The sequence below is a fragment of the Chryseobacterium sp. VD8 genome (assembly GCF_037149975.1).
Classification (GTDB): Bacteria; Bacteroidota; Bacteroidia; order Flavobacteriales; family Weeksellaceae; genus Chryseobacterium; species Chryseobacterium indicum.
This window is the reverse complement of the sequence record NZ_JBBCQL010000063.1, coordinates 1-20638: the sequence shown is the minus strand read 5'-3', so window position 1 is coordinate 20638 and position 20638 is coordinate 1. Positions and strand designations below refer to the sequence as shown.

The following is a 20638-nucleotide window of genomic DNA, read 5'->3' as shown; positions in this document are numbered from 1 at the left end:
TTCTTATCTGGTGATTGCTTATATTTTAGTGAATTTATTTTTTGCTTTAATTTATTATCTCATTGGTGTAGAACATTTAACAGGAATTGATAAAAGTAATCCTGTGAATGAATTCATTGATGTGTTTTTCTTCAGTTCCCAGACATTTACCACAGTAGGATACGGAAGGATTGCTCCGGTAGGTTTTACGGCAAGTCTGGTCGCTACTTTTGAGGCTTTTTTAGGATTGCTTACCTTTGCCATTGCAACGGGACTTTTCTACGGAAGATTTTCTAGACCGAGAGCGTATCTGAAGTTTTCTGATGTTGCGGTTGTCGCACCTTTTAAAGAAACTTCAGCATTAATGTTCAGGCTGGCTCCCTATAAAAACAATGCATTAACGGATGCAGATGTTGTTATTACTACCGCCATTGAAGTGATGGAAAACAGCTCTCCGAAAATTAATTTTTATCAGCTGAAAACACAGCTCAGCAAAATCAATACTTTGGCTCTGAACTGGACAATTGTACATGAAATTGATGAAGAGTCTCCGTTTTACGGGTTTTCAGAAGACGATTTTAAAAATACAGGAATTGAAATTATTGTTCATATCCGCGCTTTTGACGAGGTTTTTTCAAATACGGTAGTGCAGAGAACCTCTTATGTAACCAAAGAAATCGTGTACGGTGCAAAATTTATCCCGATGTATTATCCTGATAAAGATAATCTTTCCACGGTGCTGAATCTGGATAAAATAAGTGACTATCAAAAAGCAGAACTTCCTGTATTCATGGAAGAAGAAGAATAAATGGATTTAGAATTTTATAAAAAACAGGCATTACAAAAGCAGAAAGAACATAAAAAATTTCTGGAGGGGCTGAAAAAGAAATCGCCAAAAAATCTGGACTATATCGTTCAGGAAACACATGAAGAGGTTTTTGAAAAAATAGACTGTCTGCAGTGCGCCAACTGCTGTAAAACAACGGGGCCGCTTTATACCGAAAAGGATATTGAAAGAATTTCCAGACATCTCCGCATGAAGCCGGCTGATTTTGAAGCAAAATTCCTGCGTGTAGATGAAGACAATGACAAAGTTCTTCAGAATTTGCCGTGCTTTTTTTTAAATGAAGATAATAGATGCTCCATCTATGATGTCCGCCCGAAAGCGTGTAGAGAATACCCCCATACCGACAGAAAGAAGATCTACCAGATCAATAATTTAATGATTAAAAATACTGTCATTTGCCCTGCTGCGTACGAATTTGTAGAACGAATTATGAAAAATTTAGGAAAATAATATACAATTCAAAATCAGTCTTAAATAATTATAAAGTCCGTTAAATAAAGACTTTACACATAATATTAGATAAAATACCGCCGTTTAAATTAAACAACCATTTAAATATTAATATTATGAAGAAGTTAGTTTTAACAGCAGCGTTTACATTAGTCGGAGTAATCGCAGTATCGGCTCAGACGGGAACATCACAACAAAACCCGTCAACAAATTCTAATAATCCATCGACTACTCAGACACAGCAGAATTCACAGGCAACTACCAACCGGGGAACAACTTCCGGAGCATCCGGTCAAAACCAAAATACAGGAACCACTGCCACTGTTGAAGCAGCAACGCCTGCCACAACAGCCTCTGCCGAAACCACTGTAAATGCCAATACCGAAGTTGTAGCAGACACCATCAAATCCACAGACGCTATAAAAGAAGAAAAGAAGTCCAAGAAGAAAAAGTCGAAGTAAGTATTTAAATTTTTAAGAAGTAGAAAGAAGATCCTGAAATATAATGTTTCAGGATTTTTTTTGTAAATGGCAAACGGTATAATTTATCTTAAATAATTATAAATCAAGTTAAAAGAAGTATAAACAGGAAATTTTGTATGAAAGTTGTATTTAACATAATATCAAATTTTAAATAAATAATCGATATGCAAATAAACAGAATCCTGAATCATTTTTCAGGATTTTTGTGATTTATTTCCTCAAGTCTGAACTGAACAATTTTCTTGATTAAATTTTCAGGAAGATCATCATTTAAAGGAAACTGTACCGCTCCTTTTGAAAATTTATAGCCGTTTTCCTTAAATTCACTTTCGAATCTTTTTATTCCTTCTGCTCCGGGATAAAATCCGATATGTTTTTTATACCCTGCGAAATAGACCACTGGTTTATTTTTGTATCTGAAAGCAGGCATCTGATAACCAATATATTCTTCAATTTCAGAATTTTGTGAAAGAATCAGTTTTCTGAGATTTTCTAATTTATCCCGAATCTCCGGAAACAGGGCGATATATTCATCAATATTTTCAAATGTATTTTTCATGAATTAAATGTAATGATTTTTCACTTTTTGGCAGTTCTTATTATCATTCAGCTCGAAGCGTAGCGAAGTGAAGAATCTGTCTTTGGTTGAGACGTTGTAGATTTCTCTTATGTCCAAATGACATGAAAATGTTAATTTCATTCGAGTTAAAATGATTATCATTAGCTGAATGAAATGCCTTCACGATCGAAAAATATTCAGCATCATCCGACAACAGGACCTTGCGAACGTAGCTTTCAAAATAAAAAAAGCGCTGAATAATCAACGCTTTCTCCTTTCACTTTTTACTTTTTTCCCATTTATAATCCCGGGAACAGGTTATATGAAAAAAGGTCGGGAATTTTCCCAACCTTTATATTTTATACTACTCCCTGAGCTAACATTGCTTCTGCAACTTTCACGAATCCGGCGATATTGGCACCTTTTACGTAGTTTACATAACCGTCTTCTTCTTTTCCGTAGTCTCTGCACGCTTTGTGAATTCCGATCATGATCTCTTTCAGTCTTGCATCAACCTCTTCAGAAGTCCAGTTCAGACGGATTGAATTTTGCGTCATTTCAAGACCTGAAGTCGCAACACCTCCTGCGTTAGAAGCTTTCCCCGGAGAGAACAATACTTTATTGTCTAAGAAATAGTTAATTGCATCAAGTGTTGAAGGCATGTTTGCTGCTTCTGTTACACAAACGCATCCGTTTTCCACCAATAATTTAGCATCGTCAAGATCTAATTCGTTTTGGGTTGCAGAAGGGATCGCAACATCACACTTCACTTCCCAAGGACGTTTTCCTGCAAAGAATTCTGCAGAAGGGTATTTCTTCACGTAATCTTCAGCTCTGTTGTTTCCTGAAGATCTCAATTCCAACAGATAATCGATCTTATCGCCGTCGATTCCGTCTTTATCATATACATAACCGTCCGGTCCGGAAATCGTTACAACTTTCCCACCAAGTTCAGAGATTTTTTTAATAACTCCCCAAGCTACGTTTCCGAAACCTGAAACCGTTACCGTTTTATCTTTGAAAGTCTGTCCGATTGTTTTAAGCATCTGCTCAGCGAAGTAAACCACTCCGTATCCTGTAGCTTCAGGACGGATTAATGAACCTCCGTATGCAAGACCTTTTCCTGTAAGAACTCCCGTAAATTCGTTTCTAATTTTCTTATACTGCCCGAATAAATATCCGATCTCTCTTGCTCCTACTCCGATGTCTCCTGCAGGAACGTCTGTTTCAGGACCAATGTGTTTACACATTTCCGTCATGAAAGCCTGGCAGAAACGCATTACTTCCATATCGGATTTTCCTTGCGGATCAAAGTCTGAACCTCCTTTTCCACCTCCCATCGGAAGCGTAGTTAAAGAGTTTTTAAACACCTGCTCGAACGCTAAAAATTTAAGAACAGAAAGGTTTACGGTAGGATGGAAACGGATTCCTCCTTTGTATGGTCCGATCGCAGAATTCATCTGGATTCTGAACCCTCTGTTTACCTGGATCTCTCCTTTATCGTCAACCCATGGAACTCTGAAGATGATAATTCTTTCAGCTTCCGCCATTCTTTCAAGAAGCTTCATTCCCGTATATTCCTTTTTCGTTAAGATAAACGGAATTACAGTTACCGCAACTTCTTTTACTGCTTGTAAAAATTCTGGCTCATTAGGGTTTTTTGCCTCAATTTTTGCTATAAATTCTTGGATTTTCTGGTCAATATTATATTGTTCCATATATTAGGGTTGAATATTATTGCCAACAAATTTAATTTTTTTTTCAAGATTCACAACACCCTAAATAACAATTGTTGAAAATTTAATAATATAATGACTTAATATTATTAAATCAGCAATTCAATCATTAATTTTATTAAAAATTAAATGTTATGTTTAAAATAATGCAATATTAAGAAATCGTTAATTGTCAGGTTGCTAAAAATTGTCTCCCCGAAAGTGATTTTACCTTCCCCAAAAGTTCCAATTCTAAAATAACCGGTAAAATTTTGTGTGAGGAAAGGTCTGTTTTATCAGCAAGATCGTCCAGAGAAATGTATGGATTTTCAGATATTATTTTAACTATTTCACTTTGATTTTCAGTTAATTGGATTGAAATTTCACTATGAGGAAATAATTCTCCCGTTCTGCCTTCCGGATTATTAAATCCTAAATTTTCAACCAGATCTTTTAGCGTGGAAATTGCCGAAGCTTTGTTCTGAAAAATCAGATGATTACAGCCTTGGCTCTGTTTATCTGTAATCTTTCCGGGAAGTGCATATACTTCGCGGTTATATTGATTGGCAAACGTTGCTGTACTGATTGAACCGCCTCCAAAAGCTGTTTCTACCACAATTGTCGCAGGAGAAATTCCGGCAACAATTCTGTTTCTCTGAATAAAATTTTCGCGGTCCGGCTTTTTAGATGAATTGAATTCTGTAAATAAAGCTCCTCCTTCTTCAAGAATTTTTTCGGATAATTTTTTATTTTTTGAAGGATACAATGTATGAAAACCATGCGCTAAAACGGCAACTGTAGAAACCTGATGATGAAGAGACTGCTCATGAACTTCTTTATCTACTCCCAAAGCCAGACCGCTCACGGAAATAAAATTACAGGATGATGTTTCCTTAAAAAAATCTTCAATAAACTGTTTTCCGTAGGAAGTCATATTTCTCGTTCCTACCATGCTTATTTTTTGTTTAGAATCGTCAAAACTTCCTTTTTGGTAAAGAATTACAGGGGCATCATCACATTCGTTTAAGAGTTTAGGAAGATTATGGAGATGTCTTAGATTAATCTTGATTTGGTTTGCTTCACAAAATTTAAGTTCGTTTTCAGCAAACTTCAGATGAGCAGGATTTCCGATATCTGAAATTATTTTAGAACCGAATCCGTCCAGCTTTTTGTATTCCTTTTTGGTGTTTTCCCAGGCATTTTTGGCACTTCCGAAAATACGCACAAGCTTATAAAAATTGATATCTCCGATTAAATTACACTCGCGCAGAGCAATGGAATAAAGATGTTCTTCAGAATACATTTGTGTTGTTTTCACAAATGTAGAAAATTTTTAAAATTATTTACCTCTCAGTTCATCCAGTCTTTCCCAGATATCGTCTTTCTTTTTGTAAGGCAGCTCCATAAAATCTTCGGGATGGTTTTCTTTGTATTCCTGCCAGAGTTTATCATCTTTTTCACTGTAATAGTTTGGAAATTCCCAGATGAATTTTTTCTTTTTATCGCCTACTTTCTTAAATAAAAGAGCCAGAATTACTCCCACAATTCCACCTGCAAGATGCGCCTGCCATGAAATTTTACTGGGTTCCTGAAGATTGGAGAAAAGTTCTTCGGGAAGCATTCCCCAGATCAGACTTCCATAGTACAGAACAACCAACAAAGAAATGGTGAGCAGCTTCATATTCCATTTAAAAACTCCGCTGAAAAAAAGGAAAAACGCAAGAACATACACTACTCCACTTGCACCGATGGTACAGGTATAAAGATAATCTCCCGTCATAATATCAATAGGCGGAAGAAGCCACACCAAAAATCCTGTAGCAAGCCAACCTGTTATAAACACTTTATTGGCAACTAAAGGATAAAACTGATACAGCAAAAACATAAGCACCACGATCGGGATAGAATTTCCCACAATATGCTCCATGTTTCCGTGTAGAAGAGGTGACGTTATAATTCCCAATAAGCCTTCCGGCAACAATGGAATGATCGCCCCGAAACAGCTCTGAAAAAAGCCCTGCATCTGTAAAAAGAAACCCAGCCACATTGCAGCAAGCATAAGCAAAGGATAAAGCAGCGCTTTTTTGGAAATTATATTATTTTTTAACATGAATATTCTACGTCAAATGAAAAGCCAAGGATAAATTTCGGAAAATTTGTCGATGAAAAATCTGTTCGAAAATTTATTTCAGACAAAAAGTAATGATTTTCACTGCTTTTATACAAAAGTTCTCTGTTTTGTCATTGAAATTCAAAAAATACCGGTTGAAAACCATTCTTAAAACTGAATTTCCTTCCATAAAATTTATATTTAATATTTTTGTAAGGAATTTTGTATAATGAAATCCTGAACTCATGAAGAAGTTTTTATTCACACTCTCTCTTTCTCTGGGAATTTTCGCCAATGCACAGGTTGTCATTACGGACACCGCAGCCATTAAAGCAGATACCATTAAACACTGGTCGGTTTTAGGAAAACAGTCGCTGATGATTAATCAGGCCGCTTTCTCAAACTGGGTCGGCGGAGGAGCCAACAATGTAGGATGGCTTGCTGCACTGGATTACAACATTACGTATGAAAAAGATAAAGATCTTTGGGAAAACATCATTCTTTTAAATTATGGACAAAATGATACGAAAGGAGTTGGTGTAAGAAAAACGCAGGACGTTATTAATGTTTCCACAAATTACGGAAGGAAGTTCTCAAAAAGCTGGTATCTTTCCGTAGGAGCGGGTCTGATTTCTCAGTTTTCTGCGGGATATGAAGACGGAAATAATCCGGAAGCAAAAAAAATATCCAATTTTATGGCTCCCGGTTATCTGAATGTCGGGATGGGGATTACCTACAGACCCAATGACAATATTAATGTAACCCTTCGTCCGAGCAACGCGAGATGGGCTTTTGTGCTAGACAAAGATCTTCAGCTTGCAGGAAATTACGGTTTAAAGGCTGATGGCGATTCATCAATTTTACAATATGGTTTTCTGGGAACAGCCTATTATAAATTCAATTTGATGGAGAACGTAAATATTACCAATACAGCATCCGTTTTCTCCAATTATCTGGATCATCCGGAAAGACTGGTTCTGGCGTATGGAATGATCTTAAATTTAAAGGTTAATAAATTCATTTCATCCAATATTACTGTGGATTTAATGTACGACCATAATCAGGTTCAGAAAACACAGCTGAAACAGACATTGGGCGTTGGTTTTGCCTATACTTTAAACAACGGCGTGAAACGTTCCGACAGAAAGGACAGCCAATGGTGGATTAAAAAGTAACCGTCATATTCATACATCAAAAAGAGCCGGATCTAAGATCCGAGCCCTTGCAAACTTAAATTGAACTATAACTGTGTAAAAATTCCGGATACTTTAAATTAAAATTCAGAATCTTTTCACAGTTTGTAGCATAAAATTTAAAATGTTACAAAAAATTCTTGATGTAAAATCGCTTCTGAAAAGTCAGAAAAGTTCCTGTAACATTTTTTCTTTTTTCCTACTAACTCGGCGAGTAAAATAAAATTTTTCATTATCATTTATGTGTTATTAGCAACCTTCTATTCTTTTTAGGAGGTTTTTTGTTATACATTCAGGATGTTGTTAAAAAAATAAAACATGATGATCTTTAACGAAAATTGAATGAAATAATTCTTAAGTTTCAGGATTTTAATACATTTGTTAAAACATATTTAAAAGATGAATTTCGAACAGGTTGCTTTACACTTAGAAGCTTACAGGGAACACGACCAGATCATTGATGCAGCAGAATACATTATCCGCTCCTTCAATCTCGAACACGACAACTTCGAAGGATTTGGTCTTCGCGATGAGGTTTTTCCAAACTCTCTTGTCTTAACAGCAGAAGGCGTTTTAGGAAGTCCCCAGAAAGTAATGATCCCTAAAAATTTATTCGATTTTGATCTGAATCTGGTTTTAAATTTAATCGCCCACGAAATGCTGCATGTACGGCAGAAAGCTCCGGGACACGTTATTGAAGATAAAAGCGAAAGGGAATTTCAGGCATATTATGAAATGCTTTTTCATAAGGTTTTTCCGCAGATTCCTGAAGTATCTGATTTTTATAAAAAAGATTTCGGCAGCAAAGCACTTGAATATTATAAAAGAATGGGCGAAGGTTCTGAACTGCAGAAAAAGTATGCTGAACAGAAACTTGAAGTAGAACAATTAATCAACACATTATCATGATTGTAAAACCCGAAATTTCGTGGGAAGATTTCGAAAAAATAGACATCCGATGCGGAACCATTATTTCTGTGAACGATTTTGAGAAAGCAAGAAACCCATCTTATCAGCTAGAAATAGATTTTGGAGATTTAGGCATTAAAAAATCATCCGCTCAGATTACTTCATTATATCAGAAGGAAGAACTGATCGGTCAGCAGATTTTGGCAGTGGTCAATTTTCCTAAGAAACAGATCGCCAATTTTTTCAGCGAATGTCTGGTTTTGGGTGTTTACGGAGAAGATAAAAAAGACGTTACCCTTTTAACCCCTTCATTACCGGCAAAGAACGGAATGCAGGTAGGATAAGTTTTTAAAAACATCTGTGAATACAGGAAAACCTCACAGGTTTTTGAAACCTGTGAGGTTTAGTTTCTAACAAATCATTACGAAGAATAAAAATGATACAGCATATTCCTTTAGAAAGAGTTTTATTTCTTGATATTGAAACGGTTCCGGGATTTGGATTGTGGGAAGAACTTTCGGAAGCCGAACAGAAACTTTGGGATAAAAAAACGAGATTCCAGAGAAAAGATGAGGTTTCTCCGGAAGAATTTTATGTGGAAAGAGCCGGAATTATGGCAGAATTCGGGAAGATCATCTGCATTACCATCGGAATGATCGAAAAAAACGATACGCTGAAGATCAAAAGCTTTGCGGGTGACGATGAAAAAAAATTACTTCTGGAATTTGGTGAAATTTTTAACAGCCCGAGACTTCGCGACGTCATTTTATGCGCACATAACGGAAAAGAATTCGACTTTCCGTGGATTGCCAGAAGATATTTAATTAATGGAATGATGCCTCCTACTCCGTTTCAGATGTTCGGAAAAAAGCCTTGGGAAATTCCGCATATCGATACCATGGAGCTTTGGAAGTTCGGGGATTACAAAAGTTTTGTGTCTCTGGAACTGCTGGCTCATGTTTTCGGAATTCCCACTCCAAAAGATGATATTGACGGCTCAATGGTTTCATCAATTTACTACATAGAGAAAGACTTGCAAAGAATAGTTGACTATTGTGAAAAAGATGTCTTAACTTTGGCGAATATTTTCCGGCGCATGCGTCAGGAAGATTTGTTGAAAAGGTACATCAATTTAGATTAAAAAATGAAATTTACAGACGATCAGATTGCTGACATCGGTGAGGAAATCATCGGTGTTTTAAAAACCGTGTATGACCCTGAAATTCCGGTAGATATCTACGAACTTGGGTTGGTTTATGATGTTCAGATCTCCGATGAAGCGGACGTAAAAATTATCATGACATTAACAACGCCTAACTGTCCGGTTGCAGAAACGCTTCCGCAGGAGGTAAAAGATAAGGTTGCAGAAGTGGAAAATGTAAAAAGTGTAGACTTAGAGCTTACCTTTGAACCAAGCTGGAACAAAGATATGATGAGTGAGGAAGCTAAATTTGAGCTTGGAATGCTTTAAAATTTAATTTCTTCAAATCATTTTTTCCAAAAAAAATAATGAGCTGTTTCATTTTGAAGCAGCTTTTTTTATTTTCCGTTTTTTCCCCATATATATTTCGTGAAATCCCTAACATACAGAATATGAATATGATATAATTTTGGTTTCAGAAATCAACAGTATGAAAGCCAATACCATCATCGTATCATTCAATAACGGAAGTGTTCCGCCACAGTATGCTTACCGATATCAGATTATATTTTCCGAACAGGACGGAAATGCCGAGCTGAAAATCTTCAGAGGTTACGAAACGAATGAAAAAATGATTGTATCTGAGCAAAGAAAATTCAACACAGAAATTTTTCTTCAGCTTCTTTCTTTAATCAGCAAAATAAAAGATTCTGTAAAAGATCCTTCAATGGTGGGAGGAAGCCAGAGAATGATTGAGGTGAATTCAAAAAAAATTGAGATCCATCCGGATGATGATTTCGGAGTTTCTCTGTTCAACCGGTTTTTATATCTGTACAATCCCGATTTCATCAACCAAATTAATTCTAACCTTAACCTTTAAAAACCAATTATCATGGACCAAGCACCTAAAGAACTGTTTGTAGGAGTTATTAATCCTTATGCACTAACTGAAGCTATCACCGGAAGAACATTCGACTGGAAAGACGCAAAATCGTACCAGATTCTTGAAGAAACCCTGGAAACCAATTACGCAGAACTGTTCGACATCAAATTTAATTCTCCTTTGTATGCCGGACTGCAACTTAACAGCGACAACACTGTAAAAGTTATGAAATCTGATGATATTAAAGTAAGAGCTGCAGATAAGCTGGAAACTGTAAATCTTTCGAATATTAAAACACTCAATGATCTTTCAGGTACCGGAATAAAAGACCTGAACAGCATCGCTGTAAAAAATGCCAGATTAGACAAAGGCGATGTAAAAGTGGTACTGAATATCCCAAAGCTGAACAACACTATCAGCAATAAAGTACTCTCCCCTTCTATTAAAAATATCATTTTCGGGATGGGAAATGCAAACGGATGGACTCCTGCAGGAACTTCATGGAGCGACAGAGGAAATTTCTTCAACGACGTGACGGAGTATAATGACCCGATTCAGGGTGCAGTAGCCAACTGTTATTTTATTGCCGCTATTTCTGCTATTGCATGGGCAGATCCTTATACTATTCAGCATAAAGTGAGAGCCACCGGAACCGGAGAAACAGACCGTACCAATGCCATCCAGTTTTTTACAAAAGGCGGAGGAAAAGATGCGGCAACAAGACTTGTGGAAGTTACTGATAATACGATCATTAACTCTTCCAATAACAATCCTGTATATTGCAGAAGCAACGATGCGGGAGAAATCTGGCCGGCTGTTTATGAAAAAGCATTTGCCAAATGGATCACGAATGTAAATGACGATAAACCGGATATTTCTAAAACGGCTTTCGGAGATCCTGCAAAAGCTGTTGCACAACTTACGAACAAAACACCGTATTATTACTACACTTCACCGAGAACAGCGCTTGATCTTTTCGGCGTAGTAAGAGAAAACTCAATGAGCTGCAAGACCATTAATCCGATGGTTGCATGGACGTATGGATCAGGAAAAGATTATACCGGATCTAATATCGTTGGAAATCACGCTTACACGGTTTTAGGCTGGTCTACTTTCAATGGAAAGAACTACATCATCCTGAGAAATCCGTGGGGAGTTACTGAACCGAATGGTTTGAATTCTTATCAGGGACTTATCAGCTTTTTCGACGGAAGTTTCTGGAGACCGATTAACATGATTGGAAACGACGGCGTTTTTGCACTGGAAATCAATTCCTTTAAAAATTATTTTGAAGCTTTAGCTGTTACAAAATAGAGAAAAATTCACCTTTTTATTAACCAACCCTTCACTTCAGCTTTCACAGATTTCGGTCTGTGGAAGCTTTTATAATTCTGTGGCAATTTCTTTCCCTTCTCTTCTGCTCCACTCGCTCCATGATCCTACATACAGATTCGGGATTTTGAATCCTGCGTAATCCAAAGCCAGAATGGTATGACAGGCCGTTACTCCGGAACCACAATGAATGATCAGATTTTCAGGCTTTCCTTCAAGCAATTTTGAATATTTTTCTCTTAAAATTTCCGGTGAAAGGAAGTTTCCGTTTTCATCAAGATTTTCAGAAAAAGGAATATTAATTGCTCCGGGAATATGTCCTGCAACGAGGTCAATCGGCTCAGATTCACCTCTGTAACGGTACGCATCTCTTACGTCTACAACCGTCGATGATTCTTTTGTTAATTCATTTTCAACAGTTTCCAGATCTGAAACAGGAAGTAGCCAGTTTTCTTTATGAATCAATTCAGCCTTTTCGAAAGATTCTTCGCCGGAAGAAAATTCAACCCCTTCTTTTTCAGCATTCTGAAATCCGCCATCCAGAACCTGAACGTTTTCAAAACCGAAAGCTTTCAGCATCCACCAAGCTCTTGCAGCAGCGTTTGATCCGTTTTTATCATCGTAAACAACAATATGGTTATTTTCTGAAATTCCCAGATTTGAAATTGTCTCTGCAAATTTTTTAATTTCCGGAAGAGGGTGTCTTCCTCCAAAAGCACCGTTCTCACCGATTTCAGCAAGATCTTTATCCAGATCAATAAATCTCGCTCCTTTAATATGTTTATTCAGATAATTTTGATAAACATCTTTTCCTGCTCTTGCATCAAGAATGATAAGATTTTCTGTTGGAAGATTTTTTAGTTCTGAAGGTGAGATAATGGATTGCATATTTGTTTTTTAATTATGTTCGAAAGAAGCCGCAACTCTGTATTTATTATTAAGAACATCCGTAATTTCCTTTCTCAGATCTTCCAAAGTAAAATTGGCATCTTTAAAACCGATTGGATAAGTGGAATGTCCGCTTTTCGTTTCTTCACAAATGACGAATTGCGGATCTGTTTTTTCTATCTGAACCGTTTTTTCAATTTTGAATTTACGCTCCACTTTGTCTCCTTTTTCATTAATTAAATATAAAACATACAAAGGCTGAAGCATCTCTTTTGGCTTTTCAAAATATTTATGGATGTTCACAACCTGGTTTTTCCAGTCGAACTGATCCACATTAAGATTTTTAAACTTCATTTCATCCTCCGGAAGCTCTTTATTTTCATAGAACGTTCTCATTTTCTCAAAATAGGAATCTGCCTCTGAAAATTTATTCTGAACATTTAAAGATTTTATCAGCTTGGTGTACAGTTCATATTCTTTTGGTAATGATGCCAAAGCTTCTTTATAGATTTTCTCAGATTTTGCATACTCTTTCTGAGTATAATAGAAACTGCCTGCAAATAAAACTATTTTTACATACCAGTTATCTTTCTGACTAGTTTTTTGAAGGGCTTCCAAAAACGTTTTTTCCTGATTAACAGAATCTTCTCTGATGCTGTAAATCCGCAATTTTTCATAATAAAATTCCGCCAAAGGATCAGACTCCAAACCTGTATTTATGTTTTTCAGAGCCTCATCATACTTTTTCTGATACATTTGGGACAATCCGATGTGATAATATACGAGAGCATTATCAAAACCTTTTTTTAAAGCTTTGTTGTAATATTCTATTGCTTTGTCGTCATTTTCCTCCCTGAAAAAAGCAAATCCCAAATAGTAAAGCTCTTCTCCTGTAAAAGAAGGACTTTCATTTTCAAGCCCGGTTAATTCCTTAAATTTTTCTTCGTTGAACAGTTTTTCTACTTTCTGGGCAAAAACCGCAGAAGAAAAAACAATCAGTATGGTAACAAAAAGCTTAGTCATACCTCAAAAATGAAAAATATCTTTCGCTTTGTTGTAAGAACTTTCGAAGTTCAGCAGATTGAGTTTATGGTCTGCTTTTTCTACGCTCATAAAATTGATTACCTGTTCGGTCGGCATATTTCCCACCAGATCATCTTTTGCCATCGGACAGCCTCCGATTCCTTTGATGGCACTGTCGAATCTCGTACATCCCTGATCGTAAGCGGCTTTCAGCTTAGCGTAAGAATCTTCGTAACGGTTATGAAAATGTGCTCCGAAATTTATTTCAGGATATTTTGAAGGAATTTTTCCGAACAAAAGAGAAATGGTTTCCGGCGTTGCAACTCCCGTAGTATCAGAAAGTAAAATCTCTTTAACTCCGATTTCAGAAAATCGCTGAGCCCAGAAATCCACGTCTTCCCACTTCCACATTTCGCCGTAAGGATTTCCAAAAGCCATTGAAAAATAAATATTTAGCTGCCTGTTTTCATTTTTTACCAGTTCCAGCATTTTAATAATCTCCTGAAAAGCTTCTTCCTGATTTTTATTCGTATTTCTATGCTGAAAAGTTTCGGAAATGGAAAACGGAAAGCCGATAATGTCTACCGACTGATGTTTTAATGCTTTCTCAGCTCCTCTGTAATTGGCGACAATTGCAGAAACTTTGGTGTTGGATCGGGATTTATCGATATTTTCCGCCACCTCATCAGAATCTGCCATTTGCGGAATTGCTTTCGGAGAAACAAAACTCAGACAGTCCAGAACATCAAAACCCACATCCATAAGAGAATTGATGTAATCTATTTTTTTATCAGTCGGGATGAATTCTCCCCACCCCTGCATTGCATCACGCGGACATTCTGTAAGAAACATTTTTTACATTTAGATTTTCTCAAATATAATAAAACTAAACAAGTTCTTAAGAGTTATGCAAAAACACAATAAACAACTGAATTTCATTATTTTACACAAATAAAAACACTTCACAGAACGATTATGGAGTACAAATAAGATATTCTGAGCATCAAATTTGCTAACTTTACAGGAAATTTATACCAATATAATGAGCGCAATAGAATTCAGCCCTTTGTGGAAAGAAAAGCTACTAAACCGTTTTCTTAATTACGTAAAAATCTATTCAACCAGCGACGCAGAAAGCGAAACCACTCCATCTACAGAAAGACAGTGGAATATCGCCAACTACATCACGGAAGAACTGAAAACGATAGGTCTTGAAAATGTATCGATCGATGAAAATGGTTATATCATGGGATACGTTCCTTCTAATCTTGAGAATAATGACAAACCGACTATCGGATTTATTTCGCATTACGATACTTCACCGGATTTCAGCGGAGAGAATGTAAAACCACAGGTTTGGGAAAATTATGACGGAGGAGATCTGGTTTTGAATCAGACAACAGGATTTACTTTATCACCATCAAAATTTGAAAGCTTAAAAAAATATATCGGTCAGACTTTAATTACCACCGACGGAAATACCCTTCTTGGAGCCGATGATAAAGCAGGCTGTGCAGAAATTGTAACGGCTGCGGAATATTTAATGGCTCATCCGGAAATCAAGCACGGAAGAATTGCCGTTGGATTTACGCCTGATGAAGAAATCGGAAGAGGAGCACATAAGTTTGATGTGGCAAAATTCGGGGCTGAATTTGCTTACACGATGGACGGCGGAGAAGTTGGTGAACTGGAATATGAAAACTTCAACGCGGCTGGAGCAGTGGTAAAAATCCACGGTTTGAGCGTTCATCCGGGTTACGCGTACGGAAAAATGATTAACGCCGCTTTACTGGCTTCTGAATTTGCACAGATGCTTCCTGCCAATGAAACACCTGCAACCACTAAAGGTTTTGACGGCTTTTATCATTTAATGGACTTAAATGCTGATATTTCTGAAGCTAAATTGCAATACATCATCCGTGATCATGATGCTGATAAATTTGAGGCAAGAAAGAAATTCATGGAAGAAAAAGTAGCTGAATTTAACGAAAAACACGGCGAAGGAACTGCTGAAATTGAAATTAAAGAGCAGTACAGAAACATGAAGCAGCAGTTTGAAGGAAAAATGCACATCGTAGATCTTGCCGCAGCAGCAATGAAAGAAGCAGGAATCGAACCAAAGATTAAAGCAATCCGCGGAGGAACAGACGGAGCGCAGTTATCTTATATGGGACTTCCTTGTCCGAATATTTTTGCGGGAGGAATCAATTTCCACGGACCATATGAATATGTGGCTCTGGAAAGTATGGAGAAAGCAATGGAAGTGATCCTGAATATTGCGAAGGCTTAAAAATCTTATTAATATAACTAATCCGGCTTTGTTGAGCCGGATTTTTTATAACATCTTTAGCAAATCTTTCCTTACATGCTCCAAATCTTGAAAAATTCTCTCTACCTTCATTTACCAACTAAAATTTCTTTCAACATAAGTATTTTCAAAAATATTCCAGGGAATACTGTCTGCATTTTTTAGAATTATATTGTTCTTTTTATGAACAAAAATTTTTATTAATTCTCCTGCATGATGATGTCCGTCTAAAACAATAGCATGAATGAATTCCGAATCCAGAAGACTTAAATATTTTTTAAATTTATCCTCTCTTTCATCCTCAAGAAAGCTTAAATCTAAATCATCAAAAATTACCGTATGATCAACTATGATTTGGGCTAGATGTTTTGCGTTATTAAAAGCTGCAAAACTCTTAAACATTTTTTCTGTGGAATTAACATAAGACTCCAGAACATCCAAATACACTTTCCTTCCTGAATTTAAATGATAATCTTTTTGATATTGCTTTATCCCATGTGGAATTTCTATTTCGTGTCTCCTGAAAGCTCTTTTCCATTCATCTATTTTAGACAGAATATTGTCCTCTGAATATGACCATAGAAACGAATACATCTTTTTGTCTTTTTCAAAATAATCATCAATATGCAGATCTTCATTCCGATCATAAAAAATCCAGGAGGCTGTATAGTTGAAAAGGATTGATTCATCTAAAATTTTAGATAAAAAATAATTTTTCTCATCAATAAAGAATCTCATTTGTAAATCATTTGACTGTTGCAAATTAAACAAAAAACATTACAAAAATACTGGCTTCACAATATTTAAGTCCTCTTCACAATACAAATTTTTGCTTATAATGCTTCTATGATCCACTGACACAAAATTATTCTGACATTTTTATGCATTATTGGTCTGATTTTTGTTGAAAAATCAAAAAAAACATTTTTATAAATGAAAAAGAGATTATATTCAGCAGCAGTGATTCTTTTATTCGGAATCGGAGTATCTGCACAAAAAACAAATTCTGTAAAGCAGGAGGTAAAAAAAGATGCTAAAGCCGTAGGTAAGGCTGCCAAAGATGGTGCAGAATGGACAGGCAAAACCGCAGAAAAAGGTTATGATGCAACCAAAAAAGGCGTTAAAAATGCAGCAAAATGGACAAAAAAAACGGCTAAAAAAGGTGCAGATGCGGTAGACAAATCCTACCAGAATGTAAAAGCAGACATTAAGAAAGATTAATTACAAAAAAACCACCGCTATTGCAGTGGTTTTTTAATATCTAAACAGTAAATTATCTATCCTTGCTGATTTCCCAAAAAAGCGTCCCAACCCTGCGCTGTTAAAGCAACCAGCTGATTAGAACCTCTTGCCACCATAAAATTTCCGTCTTCTTTTTCAACGGCATGACCAATGATGGTAAAATCCGGATGGTTTTTAATTTTATCAAAATCATTTGGCGAAATCGTGAATAATAATTCATAATCCTCCCCTCCGCTTAAAGCAGCCATCACAGGATTTAAATTGAATTCATCCGCTGTTGTAATTGTTAAATTATCCATCGGAATTTTTTCCTCATACAATCTGAATCCTACTTTCGACTGATCTGAAAGGTGAAGAATTTCAGAAGCCAGACCGTCAGAAACATCAATCATAGAAGTTGGTTTAATATCCAGTTGTTCTAAAATTCCTTTTACGTCGGTTCTTGCTTCAGGCTTCAACTGTCTTTCCAGAATATAATCGTAGCCATCCATTTCCGGCTGCATATTCGGATCGGCTAAGAAAACAGCGTGTTCTCTTTCCAGAATCTGAAGTCCCATATAAGCGCCGCCTAAATCTCCAGTTACGACCAAAAGATCGTTTGGTTTTGCCGTACTTCTTTTCACAATATGCTCATCATTCTCCATCCCGATTGCAGTAATGCTCATTACCAAACCAGCGTTAGAACTCGTTGTATCTCCCCCAATTAAGTCCACTTTGTATCTTGCGCAAGCGGTCTGAATTCCGGAATAGATTTCTTCCAGAGCTTCCACGGGAAAACGGTTGGAAACAGCAAGAGAAACCAAAATCTGAGTTGGCGTTGCATTCATCGCTGCAATATCACTGAGATTTACAACAACCGCTTTATAACCCAAGTGTTTTAAAGGCACATATCCCAGATTGAAATGAACTCCTTCTGCCAAAACATCTGTCGTAAGAACTACTTTCTTATTTCCTGGATTAATTACTGCCGCATCATCTCCCACTCCAAGCTCCGAAGATTCGTTGGATAGAGGAAAATGTTCCGTTAAATGTTTAATTAAACCAAATTCTCCCAGTTTGGAAATTGGCGTTAATTCTGGATCTTTATCTTCAAACATATTTTTAATTATAAGTAATAAATAATGGGTAATGAGTAATTTTAAAACAATAAACTCAAAACCTTACATCTTAAACAGCAAATACTGCCGGATCAACATTTTCCGGACGGAAAGGAAGTTTTTTGAAATCTTCTCTTGTTAAAACTACGGTCTCCAGAGATTTATATTTGTTCATGGCTTCCACCACATCATCGGGCGGTGTTGTCATTTTTCTCAGCATCATATCGATCCAGACTCCGGTTGCTTCTGCAGTGGCACAATGTTCGCCATCAGTCGTATAAAATTTGTGTACGAAACGGTAAATAGAACAGTCTTCTGCACAGCCATCAATTTCAAGACTTACGATAACCGTCTGATCTGCATAAATTTCTTTAAAAAAAGAAAATCTTTCATGCATGATTACCGGACCGATTCCCCATCGGCTCATTTGGGTAACGCCCATTTTTTCCTGCTTCATAAAAGCCATTCTGGTCTGCGCACAATACTGTACGTAAGATGAATTTGCCAGATGTTTATTGGCATCAAGATCGCTCCAGCGAACTTCAAATGTATGGTAGAATTTCATTTACTTTTTGTTTTAAATATAAATTGTATGATTTTTTATCACAAAAATCATTTTTTGTAGTCAATAATTTCACTGTAAAAATGAAAAATTATATTCTTCAAAATTACTCAAATAAGATGGTTTATAAAAATTGTAGTTTTGCAAAAGTAATCTTGAGCATAAGATTAAAAGTATTATGAAGCAAATTATCATTATCGGAGGTGGCGCAGCAGGATTTTTCTGTGCAGCCAATCTGGACGAAACAAAATATAAAATTACCATTCTCGAGCAGAATTCGGATGTTCTTCAGAAAGTAAAAATTTCGGGAGGAGGACGCTGCAATGTGACTCATGCCTGTTTTGATCCCAGAGAACTGGTACAGTTTTATCCCCGCGGAAACAAGGAATTGCTGAGTGTTTTCACCAAGTTTCAGCCGGGAGATACGATGGATTGGTTTGAGCAAAGAAGTGTTCCGTTAAAAATAGAAAATGATAACCGCGTTTTTCCGGAAAGCAATTCTTCGCAAACAATCATCAATACTTTTTTACATGAAATTCAGCAGAAAAATGTTGAAGTGAAAACCAAATGTTCTGTAAAAGAAATTGAAAAATCGGACGAAAAATATATCGTTAAGACCAGTTTAGGGGATTTTGAAGCTGATTTTGTTATTTACACCACCGGAAGCTCGCCAAAATCTCTGAAAATGATCGAAAATTTAGGTCATAAAATTGTTGATCTGGTTCCGTCGCTTTTTACTTTTAACATTAAAGATGATTTGCTGAAAGATTTAGCCGGAACAAGCTTTGAAATGGCGGAAACTTCCATTCCGAAACTGAAAACAGAAGAAAGCGGACCTTTGCTCATTACGCATTGGGGACTTTCGGGACCTGCCATTCTGAAAATTTCAGCTTGGGAAGCAATTAATTTAGCGAAAGTAAAATACAATTTTGAAATTGAGGTAAATTTTATCTCAAAAGATATTGATGATGCAGAAGAATTATTTCTAAACTTCAAACAATCCAATCCAAAGAAAACCATCGGACACTCGAAAATATTTGATATTACCAACCGATTCTGGCAGAGAATTCTGGAAGTTTCAAAAGTGGATCTGAATAAACAGGTTGCCCAAATTTCAGGAAAAGAAATGCAGACCATTCTTGAAAATGTATGCAAAAAGAAATTTAATGTCACCGGAAAATCGACGTTTAAAGATGAATTTGTAACAGCGGGAGGCATTAATTTAAAGGAAATTAACTTTAAAAATATGTCTTCGAAAATCTTGCCTAACTTTTACGTTGCCGGAGAAGTATTGAATATTGATGCGGTAACCGGAGGATTTAATTTTCAGGCTTGCTGGAGTGAGGCTTGGCTGATTGCGCAGGATTTGAACCTGAAATAATAATTTAAACACAAGTTACACGAATCTTTTTTTCACTAATTACACAAATTATTTGTGATCATTTGCGAGAAATTAGCGGTATTAGTGTTTATATTAACACAAATTGCGCGAATCTTTTTTTCACGAATTACACAGATTATTTGCGATCATTTGCGAGAAATTAGTGATATTAATGTTTAGATGAAACAGGAATTGCGCGAATTTTTTCATGAATTACAAAAAACATTTGTGATCATTTGTGAGAAATTAGTGATATTCGTGTTTAAATACAAAAAATGCTTTCCGCCAAAAAAAATATTTCGAACACCTTTAAAATCCTTTTAGTTATTGGGTTTGGATATTTCTTTTGGCTGATGCTGAAAATTACGCTGGAATATATTCCGATGCGTTCTGATGCAAGTTTTCTAATGATCAAACAGACGGAAGTTACCAACAAACCGGAATATCTTTATTTTTTCTACACTCACGTTTACACAAGCATTTTTGTTTTGCTGAATGGATTTTTAGCGATTCTCAGAAAAAATTTCGGCTTAAAGA

At 36.2% G+C, this 20638-nt stretch carries 23 protein-coding genes and 1 pseudogene; 14 read left to right on the top strand and 10 right to left on the bottom strand.

The genetic code is table 11. The features are described from left to right. From WFK35_RS09375 to WFK35_RS09365, 3 genes are all read left to right on the top strand, one after another. A partial coding sequence (locus WFK35_RS09375; RefSeq protein ID WP_336732445.1) for an ion channel occupies nucleotides 1-787 on the top strand: 787 nt, incomplete at its 5' end. After that, the gene (locus WFK35_RS09370) at nucleotides 788-1276 is read left to right on the top strand and encodes a YkgJ family cysteine cluster protein (protein WP_336732443.1); all 489 of its coding nucleotides are present in this window, start codon (nucleotides 788-790) and stop codon (nucleotides 1274-1276) included. It begins immediately after the preceding gene. A gap of 116 nt (nucleotides 1277-1392) precedes the next feature. Further along, nucleotides 1393-1737 carry a hypothetical protein gene (locus WFK35_RS09365; protein WP_336732442.1) on the top strand — a complete coding sequence of 115 codons (345 nt, stop codon included), beginning with the start codon at nucleotides 1393-1395 and terminating at the stop codon, nucleotides 1735-1737. A gap of 208 nt (nucleotides 1738-1945) precedes the next feature. On the opposite strand, the gene WFK35_RS09360 is transcribed toward WFK35_RS09365, so the two are convergent. The 4 genes from WFK35_RS09360 to WFK35_RS09345 all read right to left on the bottom strand — a co-directional run bounded on the left by WFK35_RS09360 (nucleotide 1946) and on the right by WFK35_RS09345 (nucleotide 6142). Beyond that, nucleotides 1946-2317, bottom strand: coding sequence for an iron chaperone (locus tag WFK35_RS09360; protein WP_336732441.1), 372 nt, complete (start codon nucleotides 2315-2317; stop codon nucleotides 1946-1948). Nucleotides 2318-2676: 359 nt separating this feature from the next. Then, nucleotides 2677-4035, bottom strand: coding sequence for an NADP-specific glutamate dehydrogenase (gene gdhA / locus WFK35_RS09355; RefSeq protein ID WP_214587691.1), 1359 nt, complete (start codon nucleotides 4033-4035; stop codon nucleotides 2677-2679). A gap of 190 nt (nucleotides 4036-4225) precedes the next feature. Further along, a complete protein-coding gene (gene dprA, locus WFK35_RS09350; protein WP_336732446.1) occupies nucleotides 4226-5335 on the bottom strand; it encodes a DNA-processing protein DprA in 1110 nt (369 codons plus the stop codon). Between the two features lie 36 nt (nucleotides 5336-5371). Then, nucleotides 5372-6142 carry a rhomboid family intramembrane serine protease gene (locus WFK35_RS09345; protein ID WP_336732439.1) on the bottom strand — a complete coding sequence of 257 codons (771 nt, stop codon included), beginning with the start codon at nucleotides 6140-6142 and terminating at the stop codon, nucleotides 5372-5374. 245 nt (nucleotides 6143-6387) lie between these two features. Between WFK35_RS09345 and WFK35_RS09340 the strand changes: the two genes are divergently transcribed. The 7 genes from WFK35_RS09340 to WFK35_RS09310 all read left to right on the top strand — a co-directional run bounded on the left by WFK35_RS09340 (nucleotide 6388) and on the right by WFK35_RS09310 (nucleotide 11582). Then, nucleotides 6388-7317 (top strand): DUF3078 domain-containing protein, encoded by a 930-nt coding sequence (locus tag WFK35_RS09340; protein WP_336732437.1) that lies wholly within the window; start codon nucleotides 6388-6390, stop codon nucleotides 7315-7317. A 417-nt stretch (nucleotides 7318-7734) separates the two neighbouring features. Then, the gene (locus tag WFK35_RS09335) at nucleotides 7735-8244 is read left to right on the top strand and encodes a hypothetical protein (protein WP_336732436.1); all 510 of its coding nucleotides are present in this window, start codon (nucleotides 7735-7737) and stop codon (nucleotides 8242-8244) included. Beyond that, the gene (locus WFK35_RS09330; protein ID WP_336732435.1) at nucleotides 8241-8588 is read left to right on the top strand and encodes a tRNA-binding protein; all 348 of its coding nucleotides are present in this window, start codon (nucleotides 8241-8243) and stop codon (nucleotides 8586-8588) included. Before WFK35_RS09335 ends, WFK35_RS09330 begins: the two co-directional genes overlap by 4 nt. A 92-nt stretch (nucleotides 8589-8680) precedes the next feature. Continuing rightward, entirely contained in the window at nucleotides 8681-9385 is a 705-nt protein-coding gene (locus WFK35_RS09325; protein ID WP_336732434.1) for a 3'-5' exonuclease, read from the top strand. Between the two features lie 3 nt (nucleotides 9386-9388). After that, the gene (locus WFK35_RS09320) at nucleotides 9389-9715 is read left to right on the top strand and encodes an SUF system Fe-S cluster assembly protein (protein WP_087711919.1); all 327 of its coding nucleotides are present in this window, start codon (nucleotides 9389-9391) and stop codon (nucleotides 9713-9715) included. 160 nt (nucleotides 9716-9875) lie between these two features. Continuing rightward, complete coding sequence (locus tag WFK35_RS09315) at nucleotides 9876-10265, top strand: hypothetical protein (protein WP_336732432.1); 390 nt, start codon at nucleotides 9876-9878, stop codon at nucleotides 10263-10265. A gap of 12 nt (nucleotides 10266-10277) precedes the next feature. Then, the gene (locus WFK35_RS09310) at nucleotides 10278-11582 is read left to right on the top strand and encodes a C2 family cysteine protease (RefSeq protein WP_214587698.1); all 1305 of its coding nucleotides are present in this window, start codon (nucleotides 10278-10280) and stop codon (nucleotides 11580-11582) included. A gap of 69 nt (nucleotides 11583-11651) precedes the next feature. On the opposite strand, the gene WFK35_RS09305 is transcribed toward WFK35_RS09310, so the two are convergent. From WFK35_RS09305 to WFK35_RS09295, 3 genes are read right to left on the bottom strand one after another with little or no spacing between them, the layout of a single operon-like run. Beyond that, entirely contained in the window at nucleotides 11652-12488 is an 837-nt protein-coding gene (locus tag WFK35_RS09305; protein WP_336732430.1) for a sulfurtransferase, read from the bottom strand. 9 nt (nucleotides 12489-12497) lie between these two features. After that, entirely contained in the window at nucleotides 12498-13511 is a 1014-nt protein-coding gene (locus tag WFK35_RS09300; RefSeq protein WP_336732429.1) for a tetratricopeptide repeat protein, read from the bottom strand. 3 nt (nucleotides 13512-13514) lie between these two features. Beyond that, a complete protein-coding gene (locus WFK35_RS09295; protein ID WP_214587701.1) occupies nucleotides 13515-14363 on the bottom strand; it encodes a hydroxymethylglutaryl-CoA lyase in 849 nt (282 codons plus the stop codon). A gap of 190 nt (nucleotides 14364-14553) precedes the next feature. On the opposite strand from WFK35_RS09295, the gene pepT reads away from it, so the two are divergent. Next, on the top strand, nucleotides 14554-15801 hold the full coding sequence (pepT, locus tag WFK35_RS09290) for a peptidase T (RefSeq protein ID WP_336732428.1): 1248 nt from the start codon (nucleotides 14554-14556) through the stop codon (nucleotides 15799-15801). Nucleotides 15802-15912: 111 nt separating this feature from the next. On the opposite strand, the gene WFK35_RS09285 is transcribed toward pepT, so the two are convergent. Beyond that, entirely contained in the window at nucleotides 15913-16557 is a 645-nt protein-coding gene (locus WFK35_RS09285; protein ID WP_336732427.1) for a hypothetical protein, read from the bottom strand. A 195-nt stretch (nucleotides 16558-16752) separates the two neighbouring features. Between WFK35_RS09285 and WFK35_RS09280 the strand changes: the two genes are divergently transcribed. Beyond that, entirely contained in the window at nucleotides 16753-17040 is a 288-nt protein-coding gene (locus WFK35_RS09280) for a hypothetical protein (protein ID WP_214587704.1), read from the top strand. A gap of 56 nt (nucleotides 17041-17096) precedes the next feature. On the opposite strand, the gene thiL is transcribed toward WFK35_RS09280, so the two are convergent. Continuing rightward, complete coding sequence (gene thiL, locus WFK35_RS09275; RefSeq protein WP_336732426.1) at nucleotides 17097-18158, bottom strand: thiamine-phosphate kinase; 1062 nt, start codon at nucleotides 18156-18158, stop codon at nucleotides 17097-17099. Nucleotides 18159-18228: 70 nt separating this feature from the next. Next, nucleotides 18229-18723: an acyl-CoA thioesterase gene (locus tag WFK35_RS09270; protein WP_336732425.1), complete on the bottom strand. Its 495-nt coding sequence runs from the start codon at nucleotides 18721-18723 to the stop codon at nucleotides 18229-18231. 175 nt (nucleotides 18724-18898) lie between these two features. On the opposite strand from WFK35_RS09270, the gene WFK35_RS09265 reads away from it, so the two are divergent. Both WFK35_RS09265 and WFK35_RS09260 read left to right on the top strand, forming a co-directional pair. After that, nucleotides 18899-20101: an NAD(P)/FAD-dependent oxidoreductase gene (locus WFK35_RS09265; RefSeq protein WP_336732424.1), complete on the top strand. Its 1203-nt coding sequence runs from the start codon at nucleotides 18899-18901 to the stop codon at nucleotides 20099-20101. 275 nt (nucleotides 20102-20376) lie between these two features. Then, nucleotides 20377-20638 (top strand): annotated as a pseudogene (locus WFK35_RS09260) (DUF2306 domain-containing protein); the annotation flags it as partial.

Coding starts and splice junctions, on each gene's coding strand:
- WFK35_RS09320 (WP_087711919.1), top strand. CDS start 9,389: ATGAAATTTACAGACGATCAGATTGCTGACATCGGTGAGGAAATCATC.
- WFK35_RS09370 (WP_336732443.1), top strand. CDS start 788: ATGGATTTAGAATTTTATAAAAAACAGGCATTACAAAAGCAGAAAGAA.
- pepT (WP_336732428.1), top strand. CDS start 14,554: ATGAGCGCAATAGAATTCAGCCCTTTGTGGAAAGAAAAGCTACTAAAC.
- WFK35_RS09265 (WP_336732424.1), top strand. CDS start 18,899: ATGAAGCAAATTATCATTATCGGAGGTGGCGCAGCAGGATTTTTCTGT.
- WFK35_RS09340 (WP_336732437.1), top strand. CDS start 6,388: ATGAAGAAGTTTTTATTCACACTCTCTCTTTCTCTGGGAATTTTCGCC.
- gdhA (WP_214587691.1), bottom strand. CDS start 4,035: ATGGAACAATATAATATTGACCAGAAAATCCAAGAATTTATAGCAAAA.
- WFK35_RS09295 (WP_214587701.1), bottom strand. CDS start 14,363: ATGTTTCTTACAGAATGTCCGCGTGATGCAATGCAGGGGTGGGGAGAA.
- WFK35_RS09280 (WP_214587704.1), top strand. CDS start 16,753: ATGAAAAAGAGATTATATTCAGCAGCAGTGATTCTTTTATTCGGAATC.
- WFK35_RS09335 (WP_336732436.1), top strand. CDS start 7,735: ATGAATTTCGAACAGGTTGCTTTACACTTAGAAGCTTACAGGGAACAC.
- WFK35_RS09315 (WP_336732432.1), top strand. CDS start 9,876: ATGAAAGCCAATACCATCATCGTATCATTCAATAACGGAAGTGTTCCG.
- WFK35_RS09360 (WP_336732441.1), bottom strand. CDS start 2,317: ATGAAAAATACATTTGAAAATATTGATGAATATATCGCCCTGTTTCCG.
- dprA (WP_336732446.1), bottom strand. CDS start 5,335: ATGTATTCTGAAGAACATCTTTATTCCATTGCTCTGCGCGAGTGTAAT.
- WFK35_RS09305 (WP_336732430.1), bottom strand. CDS start 12,488: ATGCAATCCATTATCTCACCTTCAGAACTAAAAAATCTTCCAACAGAA.
- WFK35_RS09365 (WP_336732442.1), top strand. CDS start 1,393: ATGAAGAAGTTAGTTTTAACAGCAGCGTTTACATTAGTCGGAGTAATC.
- WFK35_RS09330 (WP_336732435.1), top strand. CDS start 8,241: ATGATTGTAAAACCCGAAATTTCGTGGGAAGATTTCGAAAAAATAGAC.
- WFK35_RS09345 (WP_336732439.1), bottom strand. CDS start 6,142: ATGTTAAAAAATAATATAATTTCCAAAAAAGCGCTGCTTTATCCTTTG.
- WFK35_RS09325 (WP_336732434.1), top strand. CDS start 8,681: ATGATACAGCATATTCCTTTAGAAAGAGTTTTATTTCTTGATATTGAA.
- WFK35_RS09270 (WP_336732425.1), bottom strand. CDS start 18,723: ATGAAATTCTACCATACATTTGAAGTTCGCTGGAGCGATCTTGATGCC.
- WFK35_RS09300 (WP_336732429.1), bottom strand. CDS start 13,511: ATGACTAAGCTTTTTGTTACCATACTGATTGTTTTTTCTTCTGCGGTT.
- WFK35_RS09285 (WP_336732427.1), bottom strand. CDS start 16,557: ATGAGATTCTTTATTGATGAGAAAAATTATTTTTTATCTAAAATTTTA.
- thiL (WP_336732426.1), bottom strand. CDS start 18,158: ATGTTTGAAGATAAAGATCCAGAATTAACGCCAATTTCCAAACTGGGA.
- WFK35_RS09310 (WP_214587698.1), top strand. CDS start 10,278: ATGGACCAAGCACCTAAAGAACTGTTTGTAGGAGTTATTAATCCTTAT.